A 23,252-nucleotide genomic window follows, 5' to 3' on the forward strand; every position below is an offset into this window, starting at 1 on the left:
TCGACCTCGACAGTCGGGACGTTCATGCTGCGAGGGTGGTCGCATGAATGAGCACCGCTCGATTCGTCTGCTGCCGTGGTCCGGCCCTGATGGCCGACCCTGCTATCTCGTTGGTGACGGTGACGGGCCTGTGTCCCGAATTGCCGACCAGATCGAGGCGGTCCAGCTCGATCTGGCAGGGCAGTTGCTGGAGCGGTCGCAGTCCATGCTTGGCTCGTCCGGGGTCTTGGGCTCCGAGCTACGCGTCTTGGCGGCACACCTGTCGGAGGCGCTCCGGGACGCACTGCGCATTGCCGAGAGCCGGGGCGCCAACAACGTGGAGTGAGTGATGCTGCTTGCGGCCGCCCGTGGCAGGTTCCGCAGCCCTGAGGCCGAGGTCCCTCTGATGGGCCGTGAGGCTTTCGTGCTTGTGTGCGGTGCCCCCTGATTCAATGTGCCGTCGACAGAAGGAGGACGGGGGCAGATGCTGGAGACGACGATCGGCGCTGCTGGGCTCGTGGTGGCGGTGGTCGCGGCCATACTCGCGTGGTCCCCACAGCGACTGGCGAGCCGGGAACACAGCGTTGCGACGTTCTTACGGATACGGCGCCATGTGAAGTCGCGTCGCGCCGAGTTGGCCGAACAGTGCATCGAACAGCAGGCGGAGTACCGCGCGGACGACTCGCTGGCACTGCTGACCAAGCCTGGGTGGATCCCGATGCAGCCGCTGCCTCTTGACGCGGTGAAGCTGACGCTTCGGGAGGCCCTGCCGCAGGAGCAGCTGCATCAGGCGCGCGCGGACCTGCGCCGCTATTGGCCGCGCGAGGCGAGCAAGGGGCGGCTTGAAACCTACGCGGCGGCGGTCGAAGCGTTGGACAGGCCGGGTACATGGTTCAACGGCCCCTCGTACCGCTTGCTGGAGGTGACACCACCACCTACGGACAGCCCCGATGCCGGACCTTGCCTCACCTTCGCGCTGGGGCACTACTTTGACGGGCTTGACACCACGGAGGCCCTGGCCTACGAGGAGGCGCTGCTCGATCTGCGGGGCATTGATGACCCGTTGCACGGTCGCTACCGCCGAAGTCTCGGCGGCCCTTTCAGGCTGGGCGGACGTGCGGCACTGCCGGGGGTCAGTGCCCTCACGGTGCGGACCGAGGGGGACGACGCATTCTTCTTCATGCACCGGCGAGATGGGGACGGGGTCGCGGTGGCCATGGACACCACGCATGTGGTGCCCGCCGGGGAGTTCCAACCGCACGTGAACGTCCTGCCGGTGTGGCAGTCCGATCTGGATCTGTGGCGAACGACGATGCGCGAGTACGCAGAGGAGTTTCTCGGTGCCCCCGACGCCACCGGGGACGGCGGCGTTACCCTCGACTACGCGCACGACGCCCCGTATGCAGACTTTGAACGTGCGCTGCGTGACGGCAAGGTCCGTGTGCGGTTCCTTGGGCTCGGGATGGACCCGCTGACATGGAAGCCGGAGATCTGTCTGGCCTGTGTGTGGGACGCCGAAGTTTTCGACAGGATCTTCGCTTCGATGGGGCAGCGCAACGAGGAAGGGACACTCGTCGTTGGTTCCCGGGCGCGCTCGGGCTATCGCGGGATCCGCTTCACTGAAGAGAACGTCTTGGGCTATGCGTCCCACAAGGAAACGCTCCCCGCCGGCAGAGCCTGTCTCGCGCTGGCGTGGCGCTGGCGGCGCGAGCTGGGGTTGAGCGGCTCGGATCGTTGATCTCCCGCGGCCGAACAGCCTCCGCGAGCGATGTGCTCGGGGTCAAGTCCTCCCGGGGAAGGGGGCATGCCGAATCAATGGGTCAATTCGGCGGAGCGCCTCCCTGGAGCGGGTGTCCTGGGCGATAGAGCGCTTGGGCACGGGCAGAGTTGATCGCGCCGTCCTCAGGTATGGGCAGGAAAAAGTTCAGCTGCCACGCCTGGGAACTGCGGGCTTGGCGGCTGGTCGTGGTCACCCACGGCGGGTAGACGCGGAACGCCCGCTTCCCGCCGGAACCGTTCCTTGAGACGACGTCCCGTTCGCACAGCACGTCTCGCGGAAAGACGAACTGTCCGAAATGCTGATGGTCCCGGGTGCTGATGGCGAAGAGGTCGACGGGGTCCCCGGCGTCGAAGGGCTGGATCGGCCCGTCCGCGGACCTCTTCCATACGGTGACGAATTGGCCGACCTTCGTCGGGGTTGTTTTGGCTACACGGAACCTGACGGAGGCGCCGTCCAGAGTGAATTCGTGAGCTCCGTACGCGGCACTCTCCGCCTCCGGTACCGGTTGTGAGCATCTGAACCCGCTCGGGTCATACACCAACGCCTTCGCCGAGAGAAGGTCACCGGGGATCGAGCCCGTGCATGACCAAGGCTCGGGATCAGCGGCGCGGGACTCTGAATTCTCAAGCGTCGTCGTCATTCCTGCATCGTGTCATCGCCGACCTTCGAACCTGCCGGCTGGGTCCTGAAGGTCACGCCGGTCAGGGCGCGGAAGACCTCCTCGGGGTCGCGGTCGCCCACCGGCCGGTCCAGGTTGTGGCTCAGCAGCAGCGTGGCGAAGCCGTGGGCGATCGACCAGGCCGCGATGCCCATCAGGCCGGCGTCCTCGGCGGGGGTGCGGTCCGCGACTCCCGCGCGGAGTTCCTCCGTGGCCCGGGCCTTCGCGGCCAGGAGTTCCGGGTCGTCGGGGCGGTAGAGGTCCGGTTGGAACATCACCTGGAAGTGCGCGGGGTGCTCGACCGCGAAACGGACGTAGTGCACGCCTCGTTCGCGCAGGTCGGGGGCGTCGGCCAGGGAGGCGGCCAGGAGGTCGTACCCCTCCGTCGCGATCGCCGTGAGCAGGCCGCTGCGGTCCTTGAAGTGGTGGGCGGGGGCCGCGTGGGAGACGCCCGCGCGGCGGGCCAGGTCGCGCAGGCTCAGGGCCGAGGGGCCCTCGGTACGGATGACGTCGAGGGCGGCGGTGAGGACGGCCCGCCGCAGATCTCCGTGGTGGTACGTGCGCTCGCTCATGGGATCAGGCTACGCGGAATCTAGGCATTGACAAGTTCGGGGCGGACGAGCAATCTAGTCGATGACAAGATAAGAATGGATGGAGGAGGAGACATGTCCGAGGAACTGGGCCGGGTCCGCCAGATGTGGCATCTGCTGGAGCCCCTGCATGCCGTGCTCTACTACGCGCCGGAGGTGTTCGACGAGGTCGCCGCGCTGGGCTACGAGACCGGCGAGCGCTGGCCGAGCTACTTCGCGCTGCGGTCCGCGCCGCTCGGTTCGCCCGGAGCCCGGCAGGTGGCTTCCGCGTTCTACGGCTTCAGTCCGCGCATGGTCGCCGAGCATGTCCCCGCCGCGTGGGACGTCGCCGCGCCGGACAAGGTGCTCGCCGCCCGGTTGCGCGGGATCGACCGGGCGTACCGCACGATTTTCGGCGAGAACGTGGACAGCCCCGAGTTCGCGGAGGCCGCGGCCCTCGTCCGCCGGGCCGCTGAGGGCGTGAACACCGAAGGACGACCCCTCGCCGCCGCCAACGCCGCGCTGCCCTGGCCGGACGCGCCGCATCTCGTGCTCTGGCAGGCCGCGACGATCCTGCGTGAGCACCGCGGGGACGGACATCTCGCCGCACTGCTGACGGCCGGTCTCGACCCCGTCGAGGCGCTGGTCTCCTTCGCGGGCATCGGTGCGGCCCCGGTGGAGACCTTCACGAGCCGCGGCTGGAGCGAGGAGGAGTGGGGCGCGGCGCGTGAACGGCTCGTGGCGCGCGGGCTGTTGGACGCGGACGGTGCGGCGACCGAGGCCGGACGGGAGCTGCGGGCCGAGGTCGAGCGGCGTACGGACGAACTGGCCGCCGCGCCCTGGGCGGCTCTCGCGGACGCGGACCGCGACCGCCTTGTCGAGCTGCTCGGGCCGCTCTGGGTCGAGGTCCTGGGCACGGGCCTGCTGCCCGGGGTGACCACGCTGGGCATCGGCAAGGTGTGAGGTCGCGGGCCAGTGCGGGGCCGCAGCCGTGCGGGGCCGCTGCCGTACGGGGTCCTGGCGGCACGGGATCCGGAACGACACACCGCCCGCGGTGGCCGGCTCGGCTCCGCGGGCGGTGGATGTGCGGATGTGTATCTCTGTGTGCGTATCGCTGTTGCTCTCCTCCGGACAGGTGGATTGCAGACTTGGTGCTTTCGACGCTACGCGCCCCCTCCGCCTTCCGCGCGTCGAAGCGCGCCGCGGACCGGTCCATAGCGGTGGATAGCGAAAATATCCTCCGCAACGCTCCTGAACTGCCTTGTCTCGTGCAGGGCTTGAGTAGGGTGCGAGCGTGAAAAGACTCGGGGTTCGAATATCGCGTGTGCTCGCAGGCGGACTGACGGCTGTCGTCGCAGGGACACTGCTCGCAGGCTGCGAAGGAGGCGGGCTCACCGGGGACGCCAAGCCCTCGGACTCCGCATCCGCGCCCTCCGCCGGAGGCTCGGGCGTCGGCACCAGCCCGCTCGCCAAGCCCGAGGGGACGAAGCCCGGCCTCGCCCCTCTCGCCTCCGAGCGGGACAGGGCCGCCGCCCGTCGGCTGATAGGGAAGGTGTCCACCAAAGGCCGGGGCCCGAAGACCGGTTACGCCCGGGACCGCTTCGGCTACGCCTGGATGGACACCGCCGACGGTGTTCCGCTGGCACGGAACGGTTGTGACACCAGGATTATCTCTATGCTCCGGCCCCTGATCGAGGCGTTTTCGCAGCGTACGCAGATGGTGGTCAGCTGTGGGTATTGAGAGGCACATGGGGCACAGAAATGCTGTGCGTACCCGCTGGATGCGGCAGGTGCTCGGCGCGGCCGCTGCCGTGCTGCTCCTCGCGGGATGCGACGGTCTTGAGGCGGGTGGTACTTCCTCGGGTTCCGGATCCACCGCAACCGACGGACGGGCGGTGAACCCGTTGGAGAACCCCGACGGGACGAAGCCGGGGCTCGCTCCTGTTACGTCAGCGGAGGACAAGTCCCAGGCCCGCAAGCTCATCGAGGAACTGCCTACGAAGGGCCGTGGCCCGAAGACGGGCTATGCCAGAGACGAATTCGGTTACGCGTGGATGGACACGGCAGACGGGGTGCCGCTGGCGAGGAACGGCTGCGACACTCGAAATGATCTTATGAATCGCGACGGTGAGGGGCTGAGTTTCCGCAACGGTTCCGACTGTGTGGTCGTCTCGATGACGCTGCACGACCCCTACACAGGCCGCACCATCGAGTGGCGCAAGCAGGACGCCATGGAGGTACAGATCGATCACGTGGTGCCGCTGTCGTACAGCTGGCAGATGGGCGCTGCTCGCTGGCCGGAGACCAAGCGTCGGCAGCTGGCGAACGACGTGCTCAATCTGCTCCCCGTCGAGGGACGCGCCAACTCCGCCAAGAGCGACTCCGGGCCGGCTTCCTGGCTCCCGCCGAACAAGCGCATCAGGTGCGCCTATGTCGTGCGGTTCGCGCAAGTGGCGCAGAAGTACGACATGCCGGTGACCGCCCCGGACAAGGACATGATGTTCGCCCAATGCGATGGCTGACGTCGCACGCCCGGGTGGTGATAGTCGGGGTGGCTGGCATCAACTGCTGTGCCGGGGTGGTTCCCAGACTGAGCAGTCGTGGGCGAAGAGCACGCGGCGGGGGTCGAATTCGGTGAGCCGCTCCAGCCATGACTGATAAGTGGGAAGCGGCGGTTCGAGGCCCTGGAGGGCGGCCTGGCGGGCTAGGTGGTCCGAGGCGAAGTGGGATGCGAAGTCGTGTGCCTGGCCGGCGAGGACCACGGTGCCGTCGTTCTCCCGGATGACGAGCGACTGGTGCCCGGCGGTATGCCCGGGAGTCGGGACGATCCGGACTCCTGGCCAGACCTCGGCTTCTCCGGTGATCTCCTCGTAGGTGGCGCCGGGGAAGTCCACGAGTTCGTCGATGGTGTAGCCGCCTCGGCGGGCAGTGGCCAGCTCCACGGACTGCACGAGGACGGGCTTGCCGCCCAGCAAGGGATTCCCGCCGCAGTGGTCGAAGTGGAGATGGCAGTTCACCACCAGGGAGATGTCCGTGAGGGTGACTCCTGCGGCCGCGAGGGCTGCCTCGAGTGACCTGCGGTGAGGGCGGTAGTGGGCTTCGGTTTCCGGGTCGGCAGCGCCGACGCCGGTGTCGAAGAGGAGCAGTCCCTCGTCGCGCTGCACGAGATAGGCGAGGACGGGTTCGACTCGCGGCTGCGAGCCACCGGCTTCCGATGCCGGCCGGACGAAGTAGCCCAGGTCGAGTCGGCGTAACGCCGTCTGCTTGTTCATCGGGTCATGCTGGCAGGCGGCAGTGTCCCTTGCCGGGGCTTTCCGCCGACAGCGGACTCGGATCGGCCCGCGGGCGGTCGTCGGCGCCCCTGGACGGGCGGACGCACCGGAGGCGTAGTGGTTGTCGGAGACGGGCCTCCGACGACCACTCGGCGTCAGTGGTTCGGAACTGCCCGCATCGCCCTGCGGAGACCTGTGCGGGCAGCGGCGAGTTCGTCCTCCGATGTGCGCAGGCGCTGCTCCAGCACGGTTTGGCTATCCCGGGCCTCTGCCAGTTCGCGGCTCAGCGCAGCATTCTGCCGCTCCAGCTCCTGAACTCTGTCGATCAGATGGCTGCGGTTCGTATCCTCCAGCTCCGCCCCCAGCGCGAGCTGTACGCGTTCACGGAGACGGTCCCGCTCTTTCTTGAGGTCCTTGATCTCGTCCCGTGCCAGGGCAACTTCCGTCTGCAGTCCGGCAGGCGACAGCTGTTGCCCACCACGTGGGGCAGGGCAGGAGAGGCCCTGCTCGCGTTGGGTGGTCATGGCGCCCAGAACGGCGTCCCGTACCTGAGGCTGGTTGTAGATGAACCAGGTGGATACCGATGCGTCTCGGGCGACTTGAGCGATGGTGATGCGTCGGCCTGCGCTGAGCAGGTCACGTACGACGGCGAGTGTGCGCGCGGTCTTGACCTCGCTGTCCTGTACGCGGCTGGCGCGCAGCCGCTCAACCCGGGCGTCCCGGCTGTGCCTTTCGGCGGCGGGCGTTCGCTTCATTCGGGGCTCCGTGTGGTCAGGGCCTGGACAGGGAAGAAGGCCGCGGCCGAGCGGGCCTTGCGCAGCTCGCGTGAGGCCGACTCGACGGCGGCCCGTTCCTCGGCGGGCATGGCATCGAGTTTGCGTCGCATCTCGACGGCCGACTTCGAGTAGGCGTGGATCTGGTCGTCGAGGTTGCGCACGACCCACTCGGCGGCATCCATGGCCAGGGCGGCCTCCTTGTCGGCCCGCAGGTCCGCGATCTGCTGCTCCAGGGCGGGGAGGTAGGAGGGGTCCGGGCGGTAGAAGTCGCAGCCTGCGCACTGGAAGCGGATGCGGCAGTGTCCTCCACCCGCTTTGACGTTGCTCGGCTCCGTGCAGCCGCCGTACGGAACTCCGACGCTTTCCACCTCGTAGGCCAGGGGATCGCCGAATCCGCGCGAGTCGCCGTGCCGGTCGACGGCGAGTGCCGCGACTGTCCTGACCGTGGCGCCGCCGTTTGTGGTTGTCGTAGATCAGCGTCGGCTTGCCGTCGACCCACTCCAGGCAGTCGCGGCGCAGGCTCGTGACCTCGCCGGGGCGGCGGCCGGTATCCCGGAGGACCGAGTAGACCATCTGGTACATCCGCGCGAAGTCGGTGGCTGTCCAGCCACCGCTCTCGTACGCCGTCGAGGTGCCCAGCAAGCCAATGTTCGCGTCGAGCTGGGCAATGACGTGTGCAGGGATAGCCCGGCCGATGTCGTCCTCGGAAACCTCCACCGCGGCGATGGTGTGGAAGCGAGGGTTCAGCGCGAAGCCGCCGGGCACGTGGTCCATCATCCCGGCCTGTCGCGCGTACTCCAGTAACGTGCGCCAGTGGCGCAGGAGTGCCCGGCGGTGGCTGGTGGAGTAGTCGTGGCCGTCCTCAGGGCGCTTCGTGATGCGGATCAGGTCAACCACGGCGTTCATGTCCGCCATCGCCAGCCGCTGTGGTTCATCGCCGTACGGGCGGCTGGCCAAGGCACCGGAGGCGATCGTCGCCGCGTACACGGTCTGCCTCAGGTCCTGGACGTTCGGACGAGCTGTACGGCCGTACTCCTTGACCAGTTCCCGCAGCCAGCTCTGCTGTACGGGCCGGAAGTCGATGTCCCCGTGGACGGCGACATACTTCCTGCCACGCCCGGCGGACAGGCCGACCAAGGCGCATTCCCACACGTCACCGGTGGTTGGGTCGGCACCTTCGAACTCGACCCGGGCGCGGCGGACATGAAGCAGTACACCGTTCAGGACGCCGGCGGTAGCGGCCGGGAGACCTGAGGCGAAAGTGTCGTCCAGGTCGAGGAGCGAGCAGAGGCCCGGAGGGAGTCCGGCCACGATCCGGCGGACACGCTGGGGGACCAGGCTGATTCCGGTGGCGTCACGCTGCTGCAGCCCGTACAGAATCTCGTGGCGCACGGCGGGGGACAGCTCGGACAGTGAGAACTGGGACACCCCGGGGAGCGCACCGTCGACCGAGGTGTTGGGCCGACGGCGGGACGGCACCGGAGCGTGTGTCGTGTCGAAGTCGGCCGGGTTGCCCTGGAGATAGCGGGCCTTACGGCACGTGTCGCAGCGGGATCCATTGCTTGCCACGTGAGTGGAGCACGCGGTCACGAGGCAGACGAACACGCTGGTTGTCGGATTGCCCGGGTCCGCCGTGAATAGGGCCTTGTCGTGGTCCCACTCGCTCGCGCGCCAAGCGGGCGCGAGACGTCGGGAGAGCCAGGCAGGCCACTCGGGGTCGCGGTGGTCGCTCGGGGCGACGACAGCGAGGGCCGCGGCGGGCGTCATCGGACAGCCTCCGGGGCGACGCGGTCGACAGCGGCCCGGAGGTCCTCGTCCCGGGCGTGCAGGTAGACGGCGGTGCTCGCCGACGACGCGTGACCCAGCAAGGTTTGTACGACATCCGGGGCGATTCCGCTGCGGACCCACTGGGTCGCGGCCGTGTGCCGCATCATGTGCGGGCGAGCGCGGAATCCGCAGCGCTTGCCGATCCGCTCGATGACCTGCTTGGCGTTGGAGTAGGTCATGGGACGGCCCGCATGACCACGGGTGAGATTGACGAACACGTAGTCGCAGTGGGTAGCTTCGAGCACTCGCTCGCGCTCGGCGAGGTGCTCGCGGTACCGATGGACCGCCTCCTGCGCCAATGGCACCATCCGGTGTCGGCCGGCCTTCGCGCGGGCTCCGTTCTCGTTGTCCTGACGCGGCCGAATGTGCAGGTGGGCCCCACGGGTCCGGCATCCGAGGTGCGTGGAGTCCGGCAGCAGATGCATGTCCTCGCGGCGTAGCCCGAGAGCCTCGCCGATGCGGAGGCCGCCTGCGACGAGAACGGTCAGCAGCAGCCGGTCTCGGGCTGTGTGTGCGGCGTCGAGGATCTCACTCACTTGGGGCTCGGAGAGCGTCGCAGGCGCCAGTACGATCTCGGGCGCCTTCAGCACGCGGGCCTTGACCATCAGGTGCTGGCCGCCCTCGCCCGGATCAAAGCCGGTCGGGGTGTGGGTGAGGAAGCGCGGTTCGCTGAGCCGGGCGGCGAGCTCGTGGTCTACGTAGCCCTGCGAGGCGCAGAAGCGCAGGAACTCGCAGACCGCGGTGAGTGTGGCGTTGACTGTCTTGCCGGACGGGAGCTGTCCGCGCCGCGTAGGCATTTGCTCGACATGGAACTTGAACCGGCTCATGACCCCGAGCCCGGCGGTCTTCCAGTCGATGCCCCGCTCAGCGCACCACGTAAGGAAGCGTCCGACTCTGGGGATGTACGCACGCTGCGTCTGTGGCGATCGTCCTGCTCCGCGCAGATACAGCGCGAACTCACGCGCCTCGGGGTGCGGGCGGTACGTCTCTTCGTCCACCAGGAGCCAAGTGACTTCTCCGCTGGAGGGTGAGATGGCCTTCTCCGTACGTAACGTCATGGCGCCGTCCCCTTCCGTTGGCGTAGCCCATGTGCCTCATGGTGTGACTGATAACGGCGAGTCACAGGGAAGAGTTACGCCTGTCCCTCATGTGAATCGAGAGAAAGGGAGAGGTGCAGATAACCAGGAACGACTTGCTCGCCCGCGACGGCCGCGAGTTGCGCTACCGCTCAGGATCCGACTGCGTGGTCATCGCGATGACGCTGAACGATCCGTACACCGGCACCGTCATCGACCGGAAGAAACAGAAGGCCTCGGCGGTCCAGATCGACCATGTCATCCCGCTCTCCTACGGCTGGCAGATGGGCGCGGCTCGCTGGGACAAGGCGAAGCGGCAGCAGCTCGCCAACGACCCGTTGAACCTGCTGCCCGTGGAGGGCAGCGCCAACAGCTCGAAGAGCGACTCGGGCCCGGCGTCCTGGCTGCCCCCCAACAAGCGGATCCGCTGCTCGTACGCGGTACGGGTCGCGCAGGTGGCGGTCAAGTACGAGCTGCCGGTGACGGCGGCGGACAAGAAGACGATGCTGGCGCAGTGCGGCGGCTGAACCAGGACGTGCCGGGGGAACGAGAAGAGGCCGCCCCGGAGGCGGCCTCTTCGCCCGAGGGGCGGCGGCGGGTCAGAGCTTGAGCTCCCACTGCGAGGCGTCGTACGAGATGCCGGGGCTGACCTCGACCGTGAGGATCTTGGCGTCGGCCGGGGCGTCGAAGGCGTACTTCACCGTGGTCTTCTTTCCGGGCAGGATCTTGCCGCTGAAGCCGTCGCCGACCCCTTCGTCGAAGATCTGCTCGGCCTTGACGCCGTCCTTGCCGGCGCGGGCCTCGGCGGTCAGCAGGGCAGCGTCGAACTTCTCCTTGCCGGCGTTCTCGATGACGACGGTCACCACGTAGGCCTTGTTGCCCTTGGTGTGCCCGGCGGCGAACTCGCTGGGGGTGAAGTCCTTGGGCGCGGAGACGGTGACCTCGAGGTCGTCGTCGTAGATGGACGTGTCGCCCGCGGCGAGGGTGTCGGCCGAGTCGGTCTTGTCGTCGCTCTTGGCCTTGTCGGCCGTGCCGCCCTTGCCCTTGTCGCCCGTTCCGGCGGCCGGCGCCTTCGACGCCGTGGTGCCCGAGGTGGCCTTGTTGATCTCGTCCACCGCGTCGCCCACGGCCTTGAACGTGATCACCGCGCCGACGATCGAGAGGATCAGCGCGACCAGTCCGAGGATGGCGCCGGTGGTGGTCACGCCCTTGTTGGCGGCCTCGCCGCGCTTGACGCGGCCGCGGCCCGACAGGCCCAGGATCAGGGCGATCAGGCCGAGGATGCCGGCCAGCCAGAAGAAGAAGGGGATCAGGCCGGAGATGGTGCCGATGATCCCGAGCACCAGCGCGGCCGTGCCGAGCCCGTTGCGCAGCGGCAGCGGCTGTGGCGCCGGGGCGTAGGGGCCCGCGCCGGGCGGCTGCTGCGGGTCGTACTGGGGCTGCTGCGTGGAGTGGGACATGGGTGCCCTCCCGGACGTGGAGTGTGGGCGGGACCTTGTGGTGAGCCCCGTTCAGCGCGCCGTGCGGCGACGTGGTCAATAAGAGCAGACGCTGTGAACCGAGTCAACGCGATTCACGGAATCGTGATTTGCTCACGCTGTGAAGAGGTTTCTCCTGGGTGCGCCGCTATGCTCGGCAACACAACAGGCAGGTGCGGATCAGCGCTTACGAGGGAGTCAGCCAGGTGCCGGAGAAATCGAGCGAGGTGACGGCGGCCGATATCGCCCGGCTGGCGGGAGTTGGACGCGCCGCCGTCAGCAACTGGCGGCGCCGTCACGCCGACTTCCCGAAGCCGGTCGGCGGCACCGAGGCGAGCCCGTCGTTCGCGCTCACCGAGGTCGAGCAGTGGCTCCGCGACCAGGGCAAACTCGCCGAAGTCCCGCTCCGCGAAAGAGTTTGGCAACAGCTGTCGGGCCATCTCGCCGGCCCCGTACCGGCGTTGGTGCAGGCGGGCTGCACGCTGCTGCTCGTGAGGGACCGTCACCCGGCCTGGCTGGAGCTGACGGCGGTCTCGGACGAGCGCCTCGCGGAGCTGCTGCCCGGCGCGCTGGAGCAGGTGCTCACAGCGCGCTTCGGCGAGGATGCGGTGGGGCTTTTCGCTGCGGTGTTCACAGCGCACCCGGGCTCGGTGACGCGCCCGGAACTGTTCACAGAGGCCGCGGGCTCCTCGTTCGGGCCGGAAGCCTCGCTGCTGGCATCCGTCCCTCTCCTGCGCGGTGTCGCCGAGCTGGCTGCCGAACTCGGCTCACGCCAGGCCTTCGAGTTTCTGCTCGGGCGGTACCTGGATGCCAACCCCCGGCAGTACACCCTCACCCCGCCCGGGCCCGCCGCGCTCATGGCCGCGCTTGCCGGGGCCGGCGCCCGCGCCGTGCTCGATCCCGCCTCCGGCACCGGCACGCTGCTGCGCGCCGTCGAACGCCCCACCGCCCTGTACGGACAGGACGCCGACCCCGACCTCGCCGCGCTCACCGGTCTGCGCCTCGCTCTGCACTCCGATGCCACAGTGCGCGCCCGCGCGGGCGACACCCTGCGCGGTGACGCGTTCCCGAAGCCCGCGTTCGACGCTGTGCTCTGCCACCCGCCGTTCAACGAGCGCAACTGGGGCCACGACGAACTCGCCTACGACCCCCGCTGGGAGTACGGCTTCCCGGCCCGTACCGAGTCCGAACTGGCCTGGGTTCAGCACGCGCTCGCCCGGCTGCGCCCCGGCGGCGCCGCCGTCCTGCTGATGCCGCCCGCCGCCGCGTCCCGCCGCTCCGGCCGCCGTATCCGCGCCGGGCTGCTGCGCCGCGGTGCGCTGCGGGCCGTCGTCGCCCTGCCCGCCGGCGCCGCGCCCCCGTACGGCATCCCCCTGCACATCTGGGTGCTGCGCAAGCCCGACCCGGGCCGGCCGGCCCCGCCCGAGCTGCTGTTCGTCGACACCGCGGAGCACGCCGGGGCCGGCGGCGGCCGCGACAAGCTCGACTGGCAGGCCGTCCACAGCGCCGTACTCGACGCCTGGCAGCCCTTCGAGAAGCACGGCACGGCCGAGGAGCAGCCGGGCGTCAGCCGCTCGGTTCCCGTCATCGAACTCCTCGACGACGACGTGGACCTGGCCCCCGCCCGGCACCTGCCGCCCCCCGCCGCGGGCGGCGGCGCGGACGAGCTGCTGCGGGTACGGGACCGGCTCGCCGAGACCCTGCGGCTGACCGGGGAGCTCACCCCGGCGCCCGCCGGGCAGGCGCAGCCCGCCCCCTGGCCTGCCACGACCGTCGGCGAACTGGCCCGCGCGGGAGCCCTGGTGCTCAGCGCGGGCGGCACGGGCAGTACGGGCGGCACGGCCAGTACGGCCAGTAGGGGCGGCAGGGGCGGTACGAGCACCGAGCCCGAGCCCGTACTCACCGAGCAGGACGTGCTCTCCGGCACCGCGCCCTCGGGCACGCTTCCCGAAGGCCCCGACGAGGAGCCCGTGCGCGTCGAAGAGGGCGATGTCGTCGTGCCCGTGCTCGGCGGCGGATCCGTCGTCCGCGTCATCGACGAAGCCACCGCAGGAGCGGCCCTGGGCCGCAATCTCCAGCTGCTGCACCCCGATCCGGCCGCGCTCGACCCCTGGTTCCTCGCCGGCTTCCTGCGTGGCACCGCCAACAACCGGCAGGCCAGTAGCTACGCCTCCACGGCGACCCGGCTCGATGTGCGCCGACTCCAGCTGCCCCGGCTGCCGCTCGCCGATCAGCGGCGCTACGGCGAACGCTTCCGCGCGCTCGCCGAATTCGAGGACGCGCTCAGGCAGGCCGGGCGGCTCGGCGAGCAGCTCGTCCAGGGGCTGTACGACGGGCTGACGGACGGCTCGGTCACGCCGGAGTGAGAGCCGGAGCGTGACGCATCGGACAACGGGTCCGTACAACCCGGGACCCGTTGTCCGTGTCGGTGTATACGCTCGTCCCCATCTGCCTCGTCCCCAGGCCATCAGGAGCAGTAATGCACGGCCACGGCTATGCGCCGCCGCAGCCCAAGCGACCGCCCACCGCGCTGCTCGTCGCCATGCGCGTGCTCTTCGTGGCGCTCGCGCTGCTCAGCTTCGGCATGCTCGCCTGGGGCACGATGCTACGAATAGCGATCATGCGCCGCCGACGGCTCGACTGGCTGCTGTTCTGGGTCAGCCTCGCCCTCGCGATCACCGCGTTCGTCGTCATCGGCGAATTCGGTTCCGACGCCGAGATCGATGCGGCCGAGCAGGACGAGATGACCGCCCTCGACTATGTGTTCCTGCCGCTTCTGCTCGGGCTCGCCATCGGGGTGCCCACGCACTATCTGGTGGCCGACATCCGTCACTACCAGGAGCCCCGGGCGAGCTGGGGCCCGCCGCCCCCGCCGTACGCCAACCGGACCGCCCCGTACGCCGCGCCGACCGTCCCGTACGGCCTGCCGCCCCAGCCGACGCAGATGCCTCACACGTCCCAGAGGCCCGGCTCCGGCTACCCGCCCGTCCCACCACAACAGCCTCAGCCCGACAAACCCCGTATCGACCAGGTCCGCGCCGAGCTCGACGAGCTCAGTGACTACCTCCGCAAGGAGCAAGGCCGGGAGCAGGGCCGGTGAACGGACGCGTCATCGCGGGCCGTTACGAGCTCTCGACCGTCATCGGCCAGGGCGGCATGGGACAGGTCTGGACGGCGTACGACGGCCGTCTCGACCGCCGCGTCGCCGTCAAGCTGCTCCGCCCCGACCACATGGCCGCGGCCACCGCCGCCGACGAGATGCGCCGCCGCTTCGTCCGCGAGTGCCGGGTCACCGCGCAGGTCTCCCATCCCGGACTTGTCACCGTCCATGACGCGGGCAGCGACGACGACGACCTCTATCTCGTCATGCAGTACGTCGAGGGCGCGGACCTCGCCGATCATCTCGCCGAGCACGAGCCGTACCCCTGGCCGTGGGCCGTCTCGGTCGCCGCCCAGCTCTGTGCCGTGCTCGCCGCCGTGCACGCCGTGCCGATCGTGCACCGCGACCTCAAGCCGCGGAATGTGATGGTGAAGCCCGACGGCACGGTCACCGTCCTCGACCTCGGTGTCGCCTCCGTCATCGACACCGACACCACCCGCCTCACCCACACCGGATCCCCCATCGGCAGCCCCGCCTATATGGCTCCCGAGCAGGCGATGGGCGGCGCGGTCGGCCCGTACACCGATCTCTACGCCCTCGGTGTGCTGCTGCACGAACTCCTCAGCGGCAACGTCCCGTTCGCGGGCTCCACCGCCCTCGGCGTGCTGCACCGCCATCTCTACGAGCCGCCGCTCCCGGTCCGCCAGCTGCGCCCCGAGATACCCGAGCCGCTCGAAGCGCTCGTGCTGCGCCTGCTCGCCAAGGACCCGCAGCACCGCCCGTCCGGTGCGCAGGAGGTCTACGAGACGCTCGCGCCGCTGCTGCCCAGCCGCGGTGCGCCCGGCGGTCCGCTCGACCCGACCCGCCCCTTCCTGCGCCCGCACGCGCCGTGGCCGGACCGGGTAACCAGCCCGCCCCCGGACCCGCGCTCCGCCGCGCCGGTGGCGCCCCGCCCCGATGTGGCGGCCGCAGTCGACGAGGTCAAGCGCCTCCTCGGCGAGGGCAGCATCACCCAGGCCGTCGACATCCTCGGCGGGATCCTCCCGGCCGCCGCAGCCGAGCACGGCGAGCACTCGCCGGTCGTACGGATCCTGCGCAAGCAGTACGCCACGACACTGATGGACGACGGGCAGTACCGCCGTGCGCTGCCCGAGCTGCGGCGGCTGGCCGACGACCGGGCCGCCGAGACGGGCCCGGCCGATCCGCAGACGCTGCAGTTCCGCTACGACGCCGCGCAGTGCCTGGAGCAGCTGGGCGAGCCGGCCGCCGCGCTCGCCGAGTACCGCGCCGTACTGCCGTACTACGAGGACCACCGCTCGGGCGGCGCGGACCCGGCCCGCGCCTTCGACGTCCGCCACCGCATCGGCCATCTGCTGCTCGCGGTCGGCGACCATACGGCGGCGCGGCAGCAGCTGCAGGGCCTGCTGTACGACGCGGAGCGGGCGTACGGGCCCTACCACCAGCTGCCGGTCGAGCTGCGTCGTGCGCTCGACCGGCAGCAGCAGTTCCACAGCGGCTGACAGGCCGGTCGGTCACATCCGGGCGTCCCCTTGCACACGGCCGTTGTGGCGCCGGAGGCGTGACCTCAGCAGCGGCAGCAGAGCGAGCACTCCGAGCGCCAGCAGGCCCGCCGCCCCGATCGCCGTACCGGCCTTCAGGCCGGGCGGGCGGAAGGAGCAGTCCACCGTCGTCGACTTTCCGTCCAGAGGTACGGCGACGAGACCCAGGTAGGAGTCCGCGGGCCTGCCGTCGCAGCTCCAGCCCGCGATCCGGGGCGCGGCGAGCACCGCCGTCCCCCGTGTGCCGGGCGGGAGCTGGGCCCGTACGCCGCTGTCGGTGACCTTGACGGACACCGCGCCCGTCGACTTCAGCCGGTCCACGGCCGCGGCGAGCTTCGCCCGGTCCAGACAGCCGACGCTCGCCCGGCGCGGCGCCGCGCGACCGTAGCCGATCGTGGTGTCCGGCGCGGTGACCGTCCCGAGCGGGGTCAGCGCGGCACGCCGCTTGGGCTGCCCGCCGCGCAGTTTCACCGGCTTTCCGCCGCCGAGCCTGGCGGTCCCGGTGAAGTCCGGCGCCCAGAGGAAGACCTCGCTGCCGACCGGACAGGCGCCCGCGACCGGGGAGCTGTAGACCTGCGCGCCGAGCAGCATCTCCTGGTTGCGGAACGGCGAGTCGCCGTACCGCGGTTCGGGCCCCGGCGGCCGTACGGTCAGCAGCGGCCCGGTCGCCGACCGGGTCACCTCCGGGTGCTGTCCCTGCCCGGTGCGGACCCGCGCGCCGACGGAGAAGATCGCGTCGGTGACCGGGTTGTCCAGGGACTGCACACTGCGGCCGTTGGACGTCCAGCCCGCGCCGAGCGCGGCCAGCGTGCGTGTGTACACATCGGGTGTGTGGCTGCTGTAGTACGAGCCGCCCTGGCCGCCCAGCAGGATCGGATCGTTCCCGGTGATCTGGTCGCGGCCCGGATCGGTGCGGTAGCCGGGCCAGCCGTCGGCCTTCGCCACCGCCGCGGCCCGCTCGCTCTGAGGCTCGCCCCAGGCCGGATAGTCGTCGAGCCTGCCGAGACGCTGCCGGTCGGCGTACGCGGTGGTCGCCGCGGCCTGCCCGACCAGCGCGCCGCTGAGCAGCAGCGCGGCGAGCACGGCGTACTTTCCGCGCCTGGCCAGCACCAGACCGGCCAGGACCGCCGCGATCCCGGCCGCGAACAGCGGGAACGTCCAGGCGGTGACCAGGTCGCTGAAGGAGGCCCCGAGCGCGATCACCGCCACCACCGCGCCACCGCCGAGCAGGGCGCGCCGCCCCGGCCAGCCGTGCGAGAGGCAGATCCAGCCGGCGATCACCAGGATCCCGGCGAAGACGAAGGTCTGCCGGTACGGGCTGCCGTTGGGCGTCGCGAAGACATGCCACACCAGGTGCGTCGGCCCCCACTGCAGCGATACGGCGACAGTCGCTGCCAGCCCCGTCCACACCCACCGCTCACGGCGCGGCACCGCGCTGTTGAAGGCGAGCGTGCAGGCCAGCAGCAGCGCACCGCTGCCGAGGAAGACCGCGGGCGTGAAGAAGCTGTACGTCGCCGGCAGCGTACGGGCGAACACATCGGCCCAGCCGGCCGGCGTGAACTCCTTTGTCCACCCCGGATAGGCGTGCTTGGAGCCGAGGAAGACGGGGATCAGTACGGGCGCGGCCAGCGCGATGCCGAGCAGTACGGCCCGGGCGGCCCGCAGCAGCCCCCGCAGCCGGTCGCCTGCCGCCGTCTCCTCCAGCAGCAGCCGCACGAGAAGCACGAGCGCGGCCCCGATGGTCGCCATGTAGGCGGTGTAGAAGTTGGCGATCCACGCCACCGCGACGACCGCGGGGCCGAGAACCGGCCGGCGTGCCGTGCGCGCCCACTCGCCGACCAGGCACAGCAGCGGGAAGAAGACGAGGCCGTCCATCCACATCGGGTTGTACGAGGCCTCGACGACCGACCAGCCACACAGCGCGTACGAGGCGCCGAGCACCGCCGCCATCCACCAGCGCCCGCCCGTGTCCTTGCGCAGCGACAGCAGCAGCCAGGTCATGGCCGCGGCCGCGGTCGCCATCTTCAGCAGCGTGACCACATAGACGGCGAGATCGATCCCGTCCCGCGGGAAGAGCCCGACCAGCATCGAGAACGGGCTGGTCAGATAGGTCCCGAGGTCGGGGAGAAAGCTGGTTCCGTAACCGGACTGCCAGTTGAGCAGCAGTCCGCCGTCCGCCCGGCCGTGCAGCAGGTCCCACAGATGCGCATGAAACGGCACAAACTGATTGCCGAGGTCGTTCACGCTGCGGGTGTGCGGTCCGAAGGGGAAGCTGCGGGCGACGGCGTCACCGGCGCACACGGCCCCCACGGTGATCAGTGCGGCGAGGGCGGCGGCGCGGCCGCGCGCGGATTGCAGAGTCGACATGATTCCTCGAATATGCCAGCGCCGATCGTGAAAACATCCCGCAGGAAGCCCAGTTCACGGAATGGTCGCCTACGCGTCATGTAGGGAATCCGCATGGGACATTCGGGTGGGATGTTGTTCTTCCGTGCTGATCTCGATAGTTGTTCCGTGCTTCAACGAAGAGGAGATCATCGGCCGCTTCCATGAACATGTGACCGCGGAAATCTCCCTGCTCGGGCAGGAATTCGAGTTGGTCTATGTGGACGACGGAAGCCAGGACCGTACGCTCCCTCTCCTCGAGGAGATCGCCGCGGCCGACCCTCGTGCCCGCTATGTCTCCTTCAGTCGAAACTTCGGCAAGGAAGCGGCGATGCTCGCCGGCCTCCAGCATGCCGAGGGCGACGCGGTCGTCATCATGGATGCCGACCTCCAGCACCCGCCGGAGCTGGTCCGGCGCATGCTGCAGCTGCACCAGGAGGGCTTCGACCAGGTCATCGCCCGGCGCACCCGCAAGGGCGACCGGGTCACCCGCACCGTCACCGCCCGCGCCTACTACTGGCTGATCAACCGCCTCGTCGACGTGGAACTGGTCGACGGCGTGGGCGATTTCCGGCTGCTGTCGCGCCGTACCGTGGACGCGATCCTCGAACTCACCGAGTACAACCGATTCTCCAAGGGTCTCTTCGCCTGGGTCGGATTCCGCACCACGACCTTCGAGTACGAGAATGCGCTGCGTGAGCAGGGCCGCTCCAAATGGAGTTTCGGAAAACTGCTCAACTATGGCCTCGACGGACTGCTCTCCTTCAACAACAAGCCGTTGCGGGCCGCCGTCTATCTCGGACTTCTGCTTGTCACGCTCGCCATGGCGTATACCGCCTGGATTGTCGGTGTCGCCCTGGTGAACGGCGTGGACACCCCCGGGTATGTCACCCTTCTGGTGGCGGTCACCGCACTCGCCGGCGTACAGATGCTGATGCTGGGGGTGGTCGGCGAGTACGTCGGCCGTATCTACTACGAGGTGAAGCGGCGACCGCACTTCCTGGTGAAGGCCACCGACGCCGACCTTCCGCACCAGCAGGAAGGAGAACGGCGTACACGCACGGGGGAGCTCGTAAGACGATGACAGTCCGGGTCCAGATGGTCAGATTCGCCCTGGTAGGGGTGGTGAACACCGGGACGTACTACGGGATGTATCTGGCCCTGCTGACCTGGCTGCCGTATGTCGCGGCGCATGTCATCGCCTTCGCGCTCAGCATGGTCGGGTCCTTCTTCCTGACCTCGTACTTCACCTACAGGACCCGCCCGACCTGGCGGAAGTTCCTGCTCTTCCCGCTCACCAACGCCGCGAACTTCGTCGTCACCACGACCGGCGTCTATCTGCTGGTGGACGTACTGCACTTCGGCAGCCGCTATGCGCCGCTGATAGCGGCGGGCGCGGCGATCCCGATCACTTTTGTGGTCTCCCGGACGATCATGCTGCGACCGGATCCGGTCCCGCGCGAGCGGGAGCCGGAGCCGGAACGGGTGCCTCAGATCTGATACGGGAACGGGACACTATGCAGTCGGCCGGCTGACAGCCGCTCCGCGCATCCGCAACCGCAGGCGAATCGTTTGGCGAATCAGTGGCCCAGACCCCTGGGACTGCCTACCATCGATCACCGCAGGGTCTTGTGCACCGAAGCACAATCACGCCGGGAGGCTCCTTTGCACCGCCGCCGTCGCACCGCGCTCATCGTCTCCGCCGCGCTCCTCACCGCCGCGCCTCTCCTCTCCGCCTGCGGCAGTGACGCGCACCCAGGGGCCGCCGCCGTCGTCGGTGGCGAGCGGATCGATGTGTCCACCGTCCAGGCGAAGGTGAAGGACGTACGCGCCGCCCAGCAGCGCTCCCCCCAGTCCGCGCAGCTCATCAAGGACAGTGGGCAGCTCAGCCGCGCCAAGCTCTACGACCTCATCGTCGACCAGGTCGTCCAGCGCGCCGCCGACGACGCCGGCGTCAAGGTCAGCCGCAAGGAGGTCCAGGACGGCCGGGCCACCCTGGTTCAGCAGTCCGGTGGCGAGGAGCAGCTCTCCGCCATGTATCTGCAGCAGCGCGGCGTCGCCCCGGCCCAGCTCGACGACGTCGTACGCCGCGACGTCCTGGTGAACAAGCTCGCCACCTCCCTCGGTGCGACGAACACCCCCGAGGGCCAGCAGAAGCTCAACCACGCCTTCACCGCCGCCGCCAAGGCGCTGCACATCGACGTCAACCCGCGCTACGGCACCTGGGACGACCAGAAACTCGAGCTCAGCAGCTACAAGGCCCCCTGGATCACCCAGGTCACCAAGGAGGAGCAGCCCGTCGAGGCGGGTGCCTAGTGCGAGGTAGGTTCGACGGGTGACCACAGAAGCACCCGCTGCCTCCGGCCGTATCGTCCTGCTCACCGCCAGCCACCGCGTCGCACCCGGGCTGTTGTCCTGGCCCGCGTGGCAGACGCTGCACGCAGCCGACCGGGTGCTGTGCGCCGACGAGGGGCATCCGCAGCTGCCGTATCTGCGCGAGGCGGGTGTCGACGTCGAGATCGCCGCGCCCACCGCACAGGAGCTCGTCGACGCCTGCGCCGGCGGCCGTACCGTCGTGGTCGTGCCGTCCGGCGAGGGCGACCGGGCCCTGACCGACGGGCTCGCCAGGCTGGCCGGGTCCGGACGGGTGCAGATGCCGGATCTGGAGCTGCTCCCCGGCTCGTACGACCTGCCCGGCGCCCGTCTCATCGACCTCGTCCAGGTCATGGACCGGATCAGGCTCGAGTGCCCGTGGTCCTCGCAGCAGACCCACAAGGGCCTCGCCAAGTACGGCATCGAGGAGGCGTACGAACTCGTCGAGGCGATCGAGGACGGCGACCGCGACGAGCTGCGCGAAGAGCTCGGGGACGTACTCCTCCAGGTCGTCTTCCACGCGCGCATCGCGGAGGAGGACGAGGAGCAGCCGTTCTCTGTCGACGATGTCGCCGGGACGATCGTCGAAAAGCTGATCCACCGCCACCCACATGTCTTCGGCGACGAGAGCGCCGAGACCCCGGAGGACGTCAAGGAGCACTGGCTCCGCACGAAGGCGATAGAGAAGCAGCGTGACTCTGTGACGGACGGCGTGCCGCTCGGCCAGCCCGGCCTTGCGCTGGCCGCGAAGCTCGCGGGCCGGGTCCGTACCGCGGGACTGACCGTGCCGCTGCCCGTCGGCGAAGGCATCGGGTACGAACTGCTGGCCCTCGCCGCCCGTGCCGAGGCGTCCGGCACCGACCCGGAGGCCGCGCTGCGGGCTGCTGCCCGGGCCTACCGGGATGCGATCCGCGCGGCGGAGGGCCACGCCGGGTAGTACCTTTCGGTGCCCCGGTGCCAGGGAGGCGCTCGACGGGAAGCCGGATAACGTCGGGGCGTGAGCAACACACCTGCCCCCGAACTCTTCACCTGGGAGTTCGCCACCGACCCCTACCCCGCCTACGCCTGGCTGCGCGAGCACGCCCCCGTGCACCGCACCCGGCTCCCCAGCGGGGTCGAGGCATGGCTGGTGACCCGGTACGCCGACGCCAAGCAGGCGCTCGCCGACCAGCGGCTGTCCAAGAACCCGGTGCACCACGCCGAGCCTGCGCACGCCAAGGGGAAGACGGGGATCCCGGGCGAGCGCAAGGCCGAGCTGATGACGCATCTGCTGAACATCGACCCGCCCGACCACACCCGGTTGCGGCGGCTGGTGTCGAAGGCGTTCACTCCGCGCCGGGTCGCCGAATTCGCGCCGCGGGTGCAGGAGTTGACGGACCGTCTCATTGACACCATCTTCGAGAATCAGCACAGCACGGAGAAGGGGGAGGCGGACCTCATTCATGAGTTCGCGTTCCCACTCCCCATCTACGCCATCTGCGACATGCTCGGAGTCCCGCGCGAGGACCAGGACGACTTCCGCGACTGGGCGGGCATGATGATCCGGCACGGCGGCGGTCCGCGTGGCGGTGTCGCTCGTTCTGTGAAGAAGATGCGTGGCTATCTCGCCGAACTCATCCACCGCAAAAGGGAAGATCCGGGCGACGACCTCATCTCGGGCCTCATCCGCGCCAGTGACCACGGCGAGCACCTCACCGAGAACGAGGCCGCCGCGATGGCCTTCATTCTTCTCTTCGCGGGCTTCGAGACGACGGTCAATCTCATCGGCAACGGCGTGTACGCGCTGCTGCGCAACCCGGCGCAGCGGGAGCGGCTCCAGGCCTCCCTCGCGGCCGGGGAGAGCGAGCTGCTCGCGACAGGTGTCGAGGAACTGCTGCGGTACGACGGGCCGGTGGAGCTCGCGACCTGGCGGTTCGCCACGCAGCCGCTCAGCCTCGGCGGACAGGACATCGCCGCCGGCGATCCCGTACTCGTCGTACTCGCCGCGGCCGACCGGGACCCGGAGCGGTTCACGGACCCGGACATTCTCGACCTCTCCCGGCGCGACAACCAGCATCTCGGGTACGGGCACGGCATCCACTACTGCCTCGGTGCGCCGCTCGCCCGGCTGGAGGGGCAGACGGCGCTGGCGACGCTGCTCCGCAGGATGCCCGACTTGCGGCTTGCGGGAGATCCGGCCGATTTGCGGTGGCGCGGGGGGCTCATTATGCGTGGATTGCGCACTCTGCCCGTTGAGTTCACACCTCGATAGATCTGACGGAGCGTCAAGACTGTGACTTTCACGTGATCTCCGCTGCATCGACTTGTGACCCGCGTTCGAATGCGGCTACCTTCACCGTCGTCCCACCAGTCACATCTGTGGTCAGGCCTGTGGTCAGGTCCGCAGCCATGGCTGTAGTCACGTCTGTAGTCACGCGAAA

At 69.5% G+C, this 23,252-nt stretch carries 22 protein-coding genes and 1 pseudogene; 15 read left to right on the forward strand and 8 right to left on the reverse strand.

Annotated elements, in window-relative coordinates:
• Positions 1-43 precede the first annotated feature (43 nt).
• The gene (locus ACFYXH_RS10725) at positions 44-325 is read left to right on the forward strand and encodes a hypothetical protein (RefSeq protein ID WP_389561717.1); all 282 of its coding nucleotides are present in this window, start codon (positions 44-46) and stop codon (positions 323-325) included.
• Positions 326-463: 138 nt separating this feature from the next.
• Positions 464-1,717 (forward strand): hypothetical protein, encoded by a 1,254-nt coding sequence (locus ACFYXH_RS10730; protein ID WP_389561718.1) that lies wholly within the window; start codon positions 464-466, stop codon positions 1,715-1,717.
• 82 nt (positions 1,718-1,799) lie between these two features.
• On the opposite strand, the gene ACFYXH_RS10735 is transcribed toward ACFYXH_RS10730, so the two are convergent.
• Both ACFYXH_RS10735 and ACFYXH_RS10740 read right to left on the reverse strand, forming a co-directional pair.
• Entirely contained in the window at positions 1,800-2,399 is a 600-nt protein-coding gene (locus tag ACFYXH_RS10735) for a MepB family protein (RefSeq protein WP_389561719.1), read from the reverse strand.
• Entirely contained in the window at positions 2,396-2,989 is a 594-nt protein-coding gene (locus tag ACFYXH_RS10740; RefSeq protein ID WP_389561720.1) for a TetR/AcrR family transcriptional regulator, read from the reverse strand. Before ACFYXH_RS10740 ends, ACFYXH_RS10735 begins: the two co-directional genes overlap by 4 nt.
• Before the next feature lie 93 nt (positions 2,990-3,082).
• Between ACFYXH_RS10740 and ACFYXH_RS10745 the strand changes: the two genes are divergently transcribed.
• From ACFYXH_RS10745 to ACFYXH_RS10755, 3 genes are all read left to right on the forward strand, one after another.
• Positions 3,083-3,949: a hypothetical protein gene (locus tag ACFYXH_RS10745; RefSeq protein WP_389561721.1), complete on the forward strand. Its 867-nt coding sequence runs from the start codon at positions 3,083-3,085 to the stop codon at positions 3,947-3,949.
• A 331-nt stretch (positions 3,950-4,280) separates the two neighbouring features.
• Positions 4,281-4,727 (forward strand): hypothetical protein, encoded by a 447-nt coding sequence (locus tag ACFYXH_RS10750; RefSeq protein ID WP_389561722.1) that lies wholly within the window; start codon positions 4,281-4,283, stop codon positions 4,725-4,727.
• Positions 4,728-4,734: 7 nt separating this feature from the next.
• Positions 4,735-5,508, forward strand: a complete 774-nt coding sequence (locus ACFYXH_RS10755) for an HNH endonuclease family protein (RefSeq protein ID WP_389561723.1) — start codon at positions 4,735-4,737, stop codon at positions 5,506-5,508.
• A 39-nt stretch (positions 5,509-5,547) separates the two neighbouring features.
• Here the strand turns inward: ACFYXH_RS10755 and ACFYXH_RS10760 are convergent, their stop codons facing one another.
• From ACFYXH_RS10760 to ACFYXH_RS10770, 3 genes are all read right to left on the reverse strand, one after another.
• Entirely contained in the window at positions 5,548-6,258 is a 711-nt protein-coding gene (locus ACFYXH_RS10760) for an N-acyl homoserine lactonase family protein (RefSeq protein ID WP_389561724.1), read from the reverse strand.
• A gap of 155 nt (positions 6,259-6,413) precedes the next feature.
• Complete coding sequence (locus ACFYXH_RS10765) at positions 6,414-7,013, reverse strand: DUF6262 family protein (RefSeq protein ID WP_389561725.1); 600 nt, start codon at positions 7,011-7,013, stop codon at positions 6,414-6,416.
• The gene (locus ACFYXH_RS10770; RefSeq protein WP_389561726.1) at positions 7,010-7,402 is read right to left on the reverse strand and encodes a hypothetical protein; all 393 of its coding nucleotides are present in this window, start codon (positions 7,400-7,402) and stop codon (positions 7,010-7,012) included. Before ACFYXH_RS10770 ends, ACFYXH_RS10765 begins: the two co-directional genes overlap by 4 nt.
• 466 nt (positions 7,403-7,868) lie before the next feature.
• Here ACFYXH_RS10770 and ACFYXH_RS10775 point away from each other — a divergent pair, with 466 nt between their 5' ends.
• Entirely contained in the window at positions 7,869-8,288 is a 420-nt protein-coding gene (locus ACFYXH_RS10775) for a hypothetical protein (RefSeq protein WP_389561727.1), read from the forward strand.
• Positions 8,289-8,797: 509 nt separating this feature from the next.
• On the opposite strand, the gene ACFYXH_RS10780 is transcribed toward ACFYXH_RS10775, so the two are convergent.
• Positions 8,798-9,919: a tyrosine-type recombinase/integrase gene (locus tag ACFYXH_RS10780; protein WP_389561728.1), complete on the reverse strand. Its 1,122-nt coding sequence runs from the start codon at positions 9,917-9,919 to the stop codon at positions 8,798-8,800.
• Positions 9,920-10,041: 122 nt separating this feature from the next.
• On the opposite strand from ACFYXH_RS10780, the pseudogene ACFYXH_RS10785 reads away from it, so the two are divergent.
• Positions 10,042-10,464, forward strand: a pseudogene (locus ACFYXH_RS10785) (HNH endonuclease family protein); the annotation flags it as partial.
• A gap of 72 nt (positions 10,465-10,536) precedes the next feature.
• On the opposite strand, the gene ACFYXH_RS10790 reads toward ACFYXH_RS10785, so the two are convergent.
• Entirely contained in the window at positions 10,537-11,397 is an 861-nt protein-coding gene (locus tag ACFYXH_RS10790) for a DUF4352 domain-containing protein (protein WP_389561729.1), read from the reverse strand.
• A gap of 224 nt (positions 11,398-11,621) precedes the next feature.
• On the opposite strand from ACFYXH_RS10790, the gene ACFYXH_RS10795 reads away from it, so the two are divergent.
• The 3 genes from ACFYXH_RS10795 to ACFYXH_RS10805 all read left to right on the forward strand — a co-directional run bounded on the left by ACFYXH_RS10795 (position 11,622) and on the right by ACFYXH_RS10805 (position 16,035).
• Positions 11,622-13,781: an N-6 DNA methylase gene (locus tag ACFYXH_RS10795; protein WP_389561730.1), complete on the forward strand. Its 2,160-nt coding sequence runs from the start codon at positions 11,622-11,624 to the stop codon at positions 13,779-13,781.
• Between the two features lie 113 nt (positions 13,782-13,894).
• Complete coding sequence (locus ACFYXH_RS10800) at positions 13,895-14,515, forward strand: hypothetical protein (protein WP_389561731.1); 621 nt, start codon at positions 13,895-13,897, stop codon at positions 14,513-14,515.
• A complete protein-coding gene (locus tag ACFYXH_RS10805; RefSeq protein ID WP_389561732.1) occupies positions 14,512-16,035 on the forward strand; it encodes a protein kinase in 1,524 nt (507 codons plus the stop codon). Before ACFYXH_RS10800 ends, ACFYXH_RS10805 begins: the two co-directional genes overlap by 4 nt.
• A gap of 12 nt (positions 16,036-16,047) precedes the next feature.
• On the opposite strand, the gene ACFYXH_RS10810 is transcribed toward ACFYXH_RS10805, so the two are convergent.
• A complete protein-coding gene (locus ACFYXH_RS10810; RefSeq protein ID WP_389561733.1) occupies positions 16,048-18,441 on the reverse strand; it encodes a YfhO family protein in 2,394 nt (797 codons plus the stop codon).
• A gap of 124 nt (positions 18,442-18,565) precedes the next feature.
• Here ACFYXH_RS10810 and ACFYXH_RS10815 point away from each other — a divergent pair, with 124 nt between their 5' ends.
• The 5 genes from ACFYXH_RS10815 (at position 18,566) to ACFYXH_RS10835 (ending at position 23,083) form a co-directional block, all read left to right on the forward strand.
• Entirely contained in the window at positions 18,566-19,543 is a 978-nt protein-coding gene (locus ACFYXH_RS10815) for a glycosyltransferase family 2 protein (protein ID WP_389561734.1), read from the forward strand.
• Positions 19,540-19,959: a GtrA family protein gene (locus ACFYXH_RS10820; RefSeq protein WP_389561735.1), complete on the forward strand. Its 420-nt coding sequence runs from the start codon at positions 19,540-19,542 to the stop codon at positions 19,957-19,959. Before ACFYXH_RS10815 ends, ACFYXH_RS10820 begins: the two co-directional genes overlap by 4 nt.
• Positions 19,960-20,124: 165 nt before the next feature.
• The gene (locus ACFYXH_RS10825; RefSeq protein ID WP_389561736.1) at positions 20,125-20,775 is read left to right on the forward strand and encodes a SurA N-terminal domain-containing protein; all 651 of its coding nucleotides are present in this window, start codon (positions 20,125-20,127) and stop codon (positions 20,773-20,775) included.
• 19 nt (positions 20,776-20,794) lie between these two features.
• Positions 20,795-21,769, forward strand: coding sequence for a nucleoside triphosphate pyrophosphohydrolase (locus ACFYXH_RS10830; RefSeq protein ID WP_389561737.1), 975 nt, complete (start codon positions 20,795-20,797; stop codon positions 21,767-21,769).
• A 60-nt stretch (positions 21,770-21,829) separates the two neighbouring features.
• Positions 21,830-23,083 carry a cytochrome P450 gene (locus ACFYXH_RS10835; RefSeq protein ID WP_389561738.1) on the forward strand — a complete coding sequence of 418 codons (1,254 nt, stop codon included), beginning with the start codon at positions 21,830-21,832 and terminating at the stop codon, positions 23,081-23,083.
• The last annotated feature ends 169 nt before the right edge of the window (positions 23,084-23,252 follow it).

Origin of the sequence: Streptomyces sp. NPDC002730 (genome assembly GCF_042888805.1) — a bacterium.
Classification (GTDB): domain Bacteria; phylum Actinomycetota; class Actinomycetes; order Streptomycetales; family Streptomycetaceae; genus Streptomyces.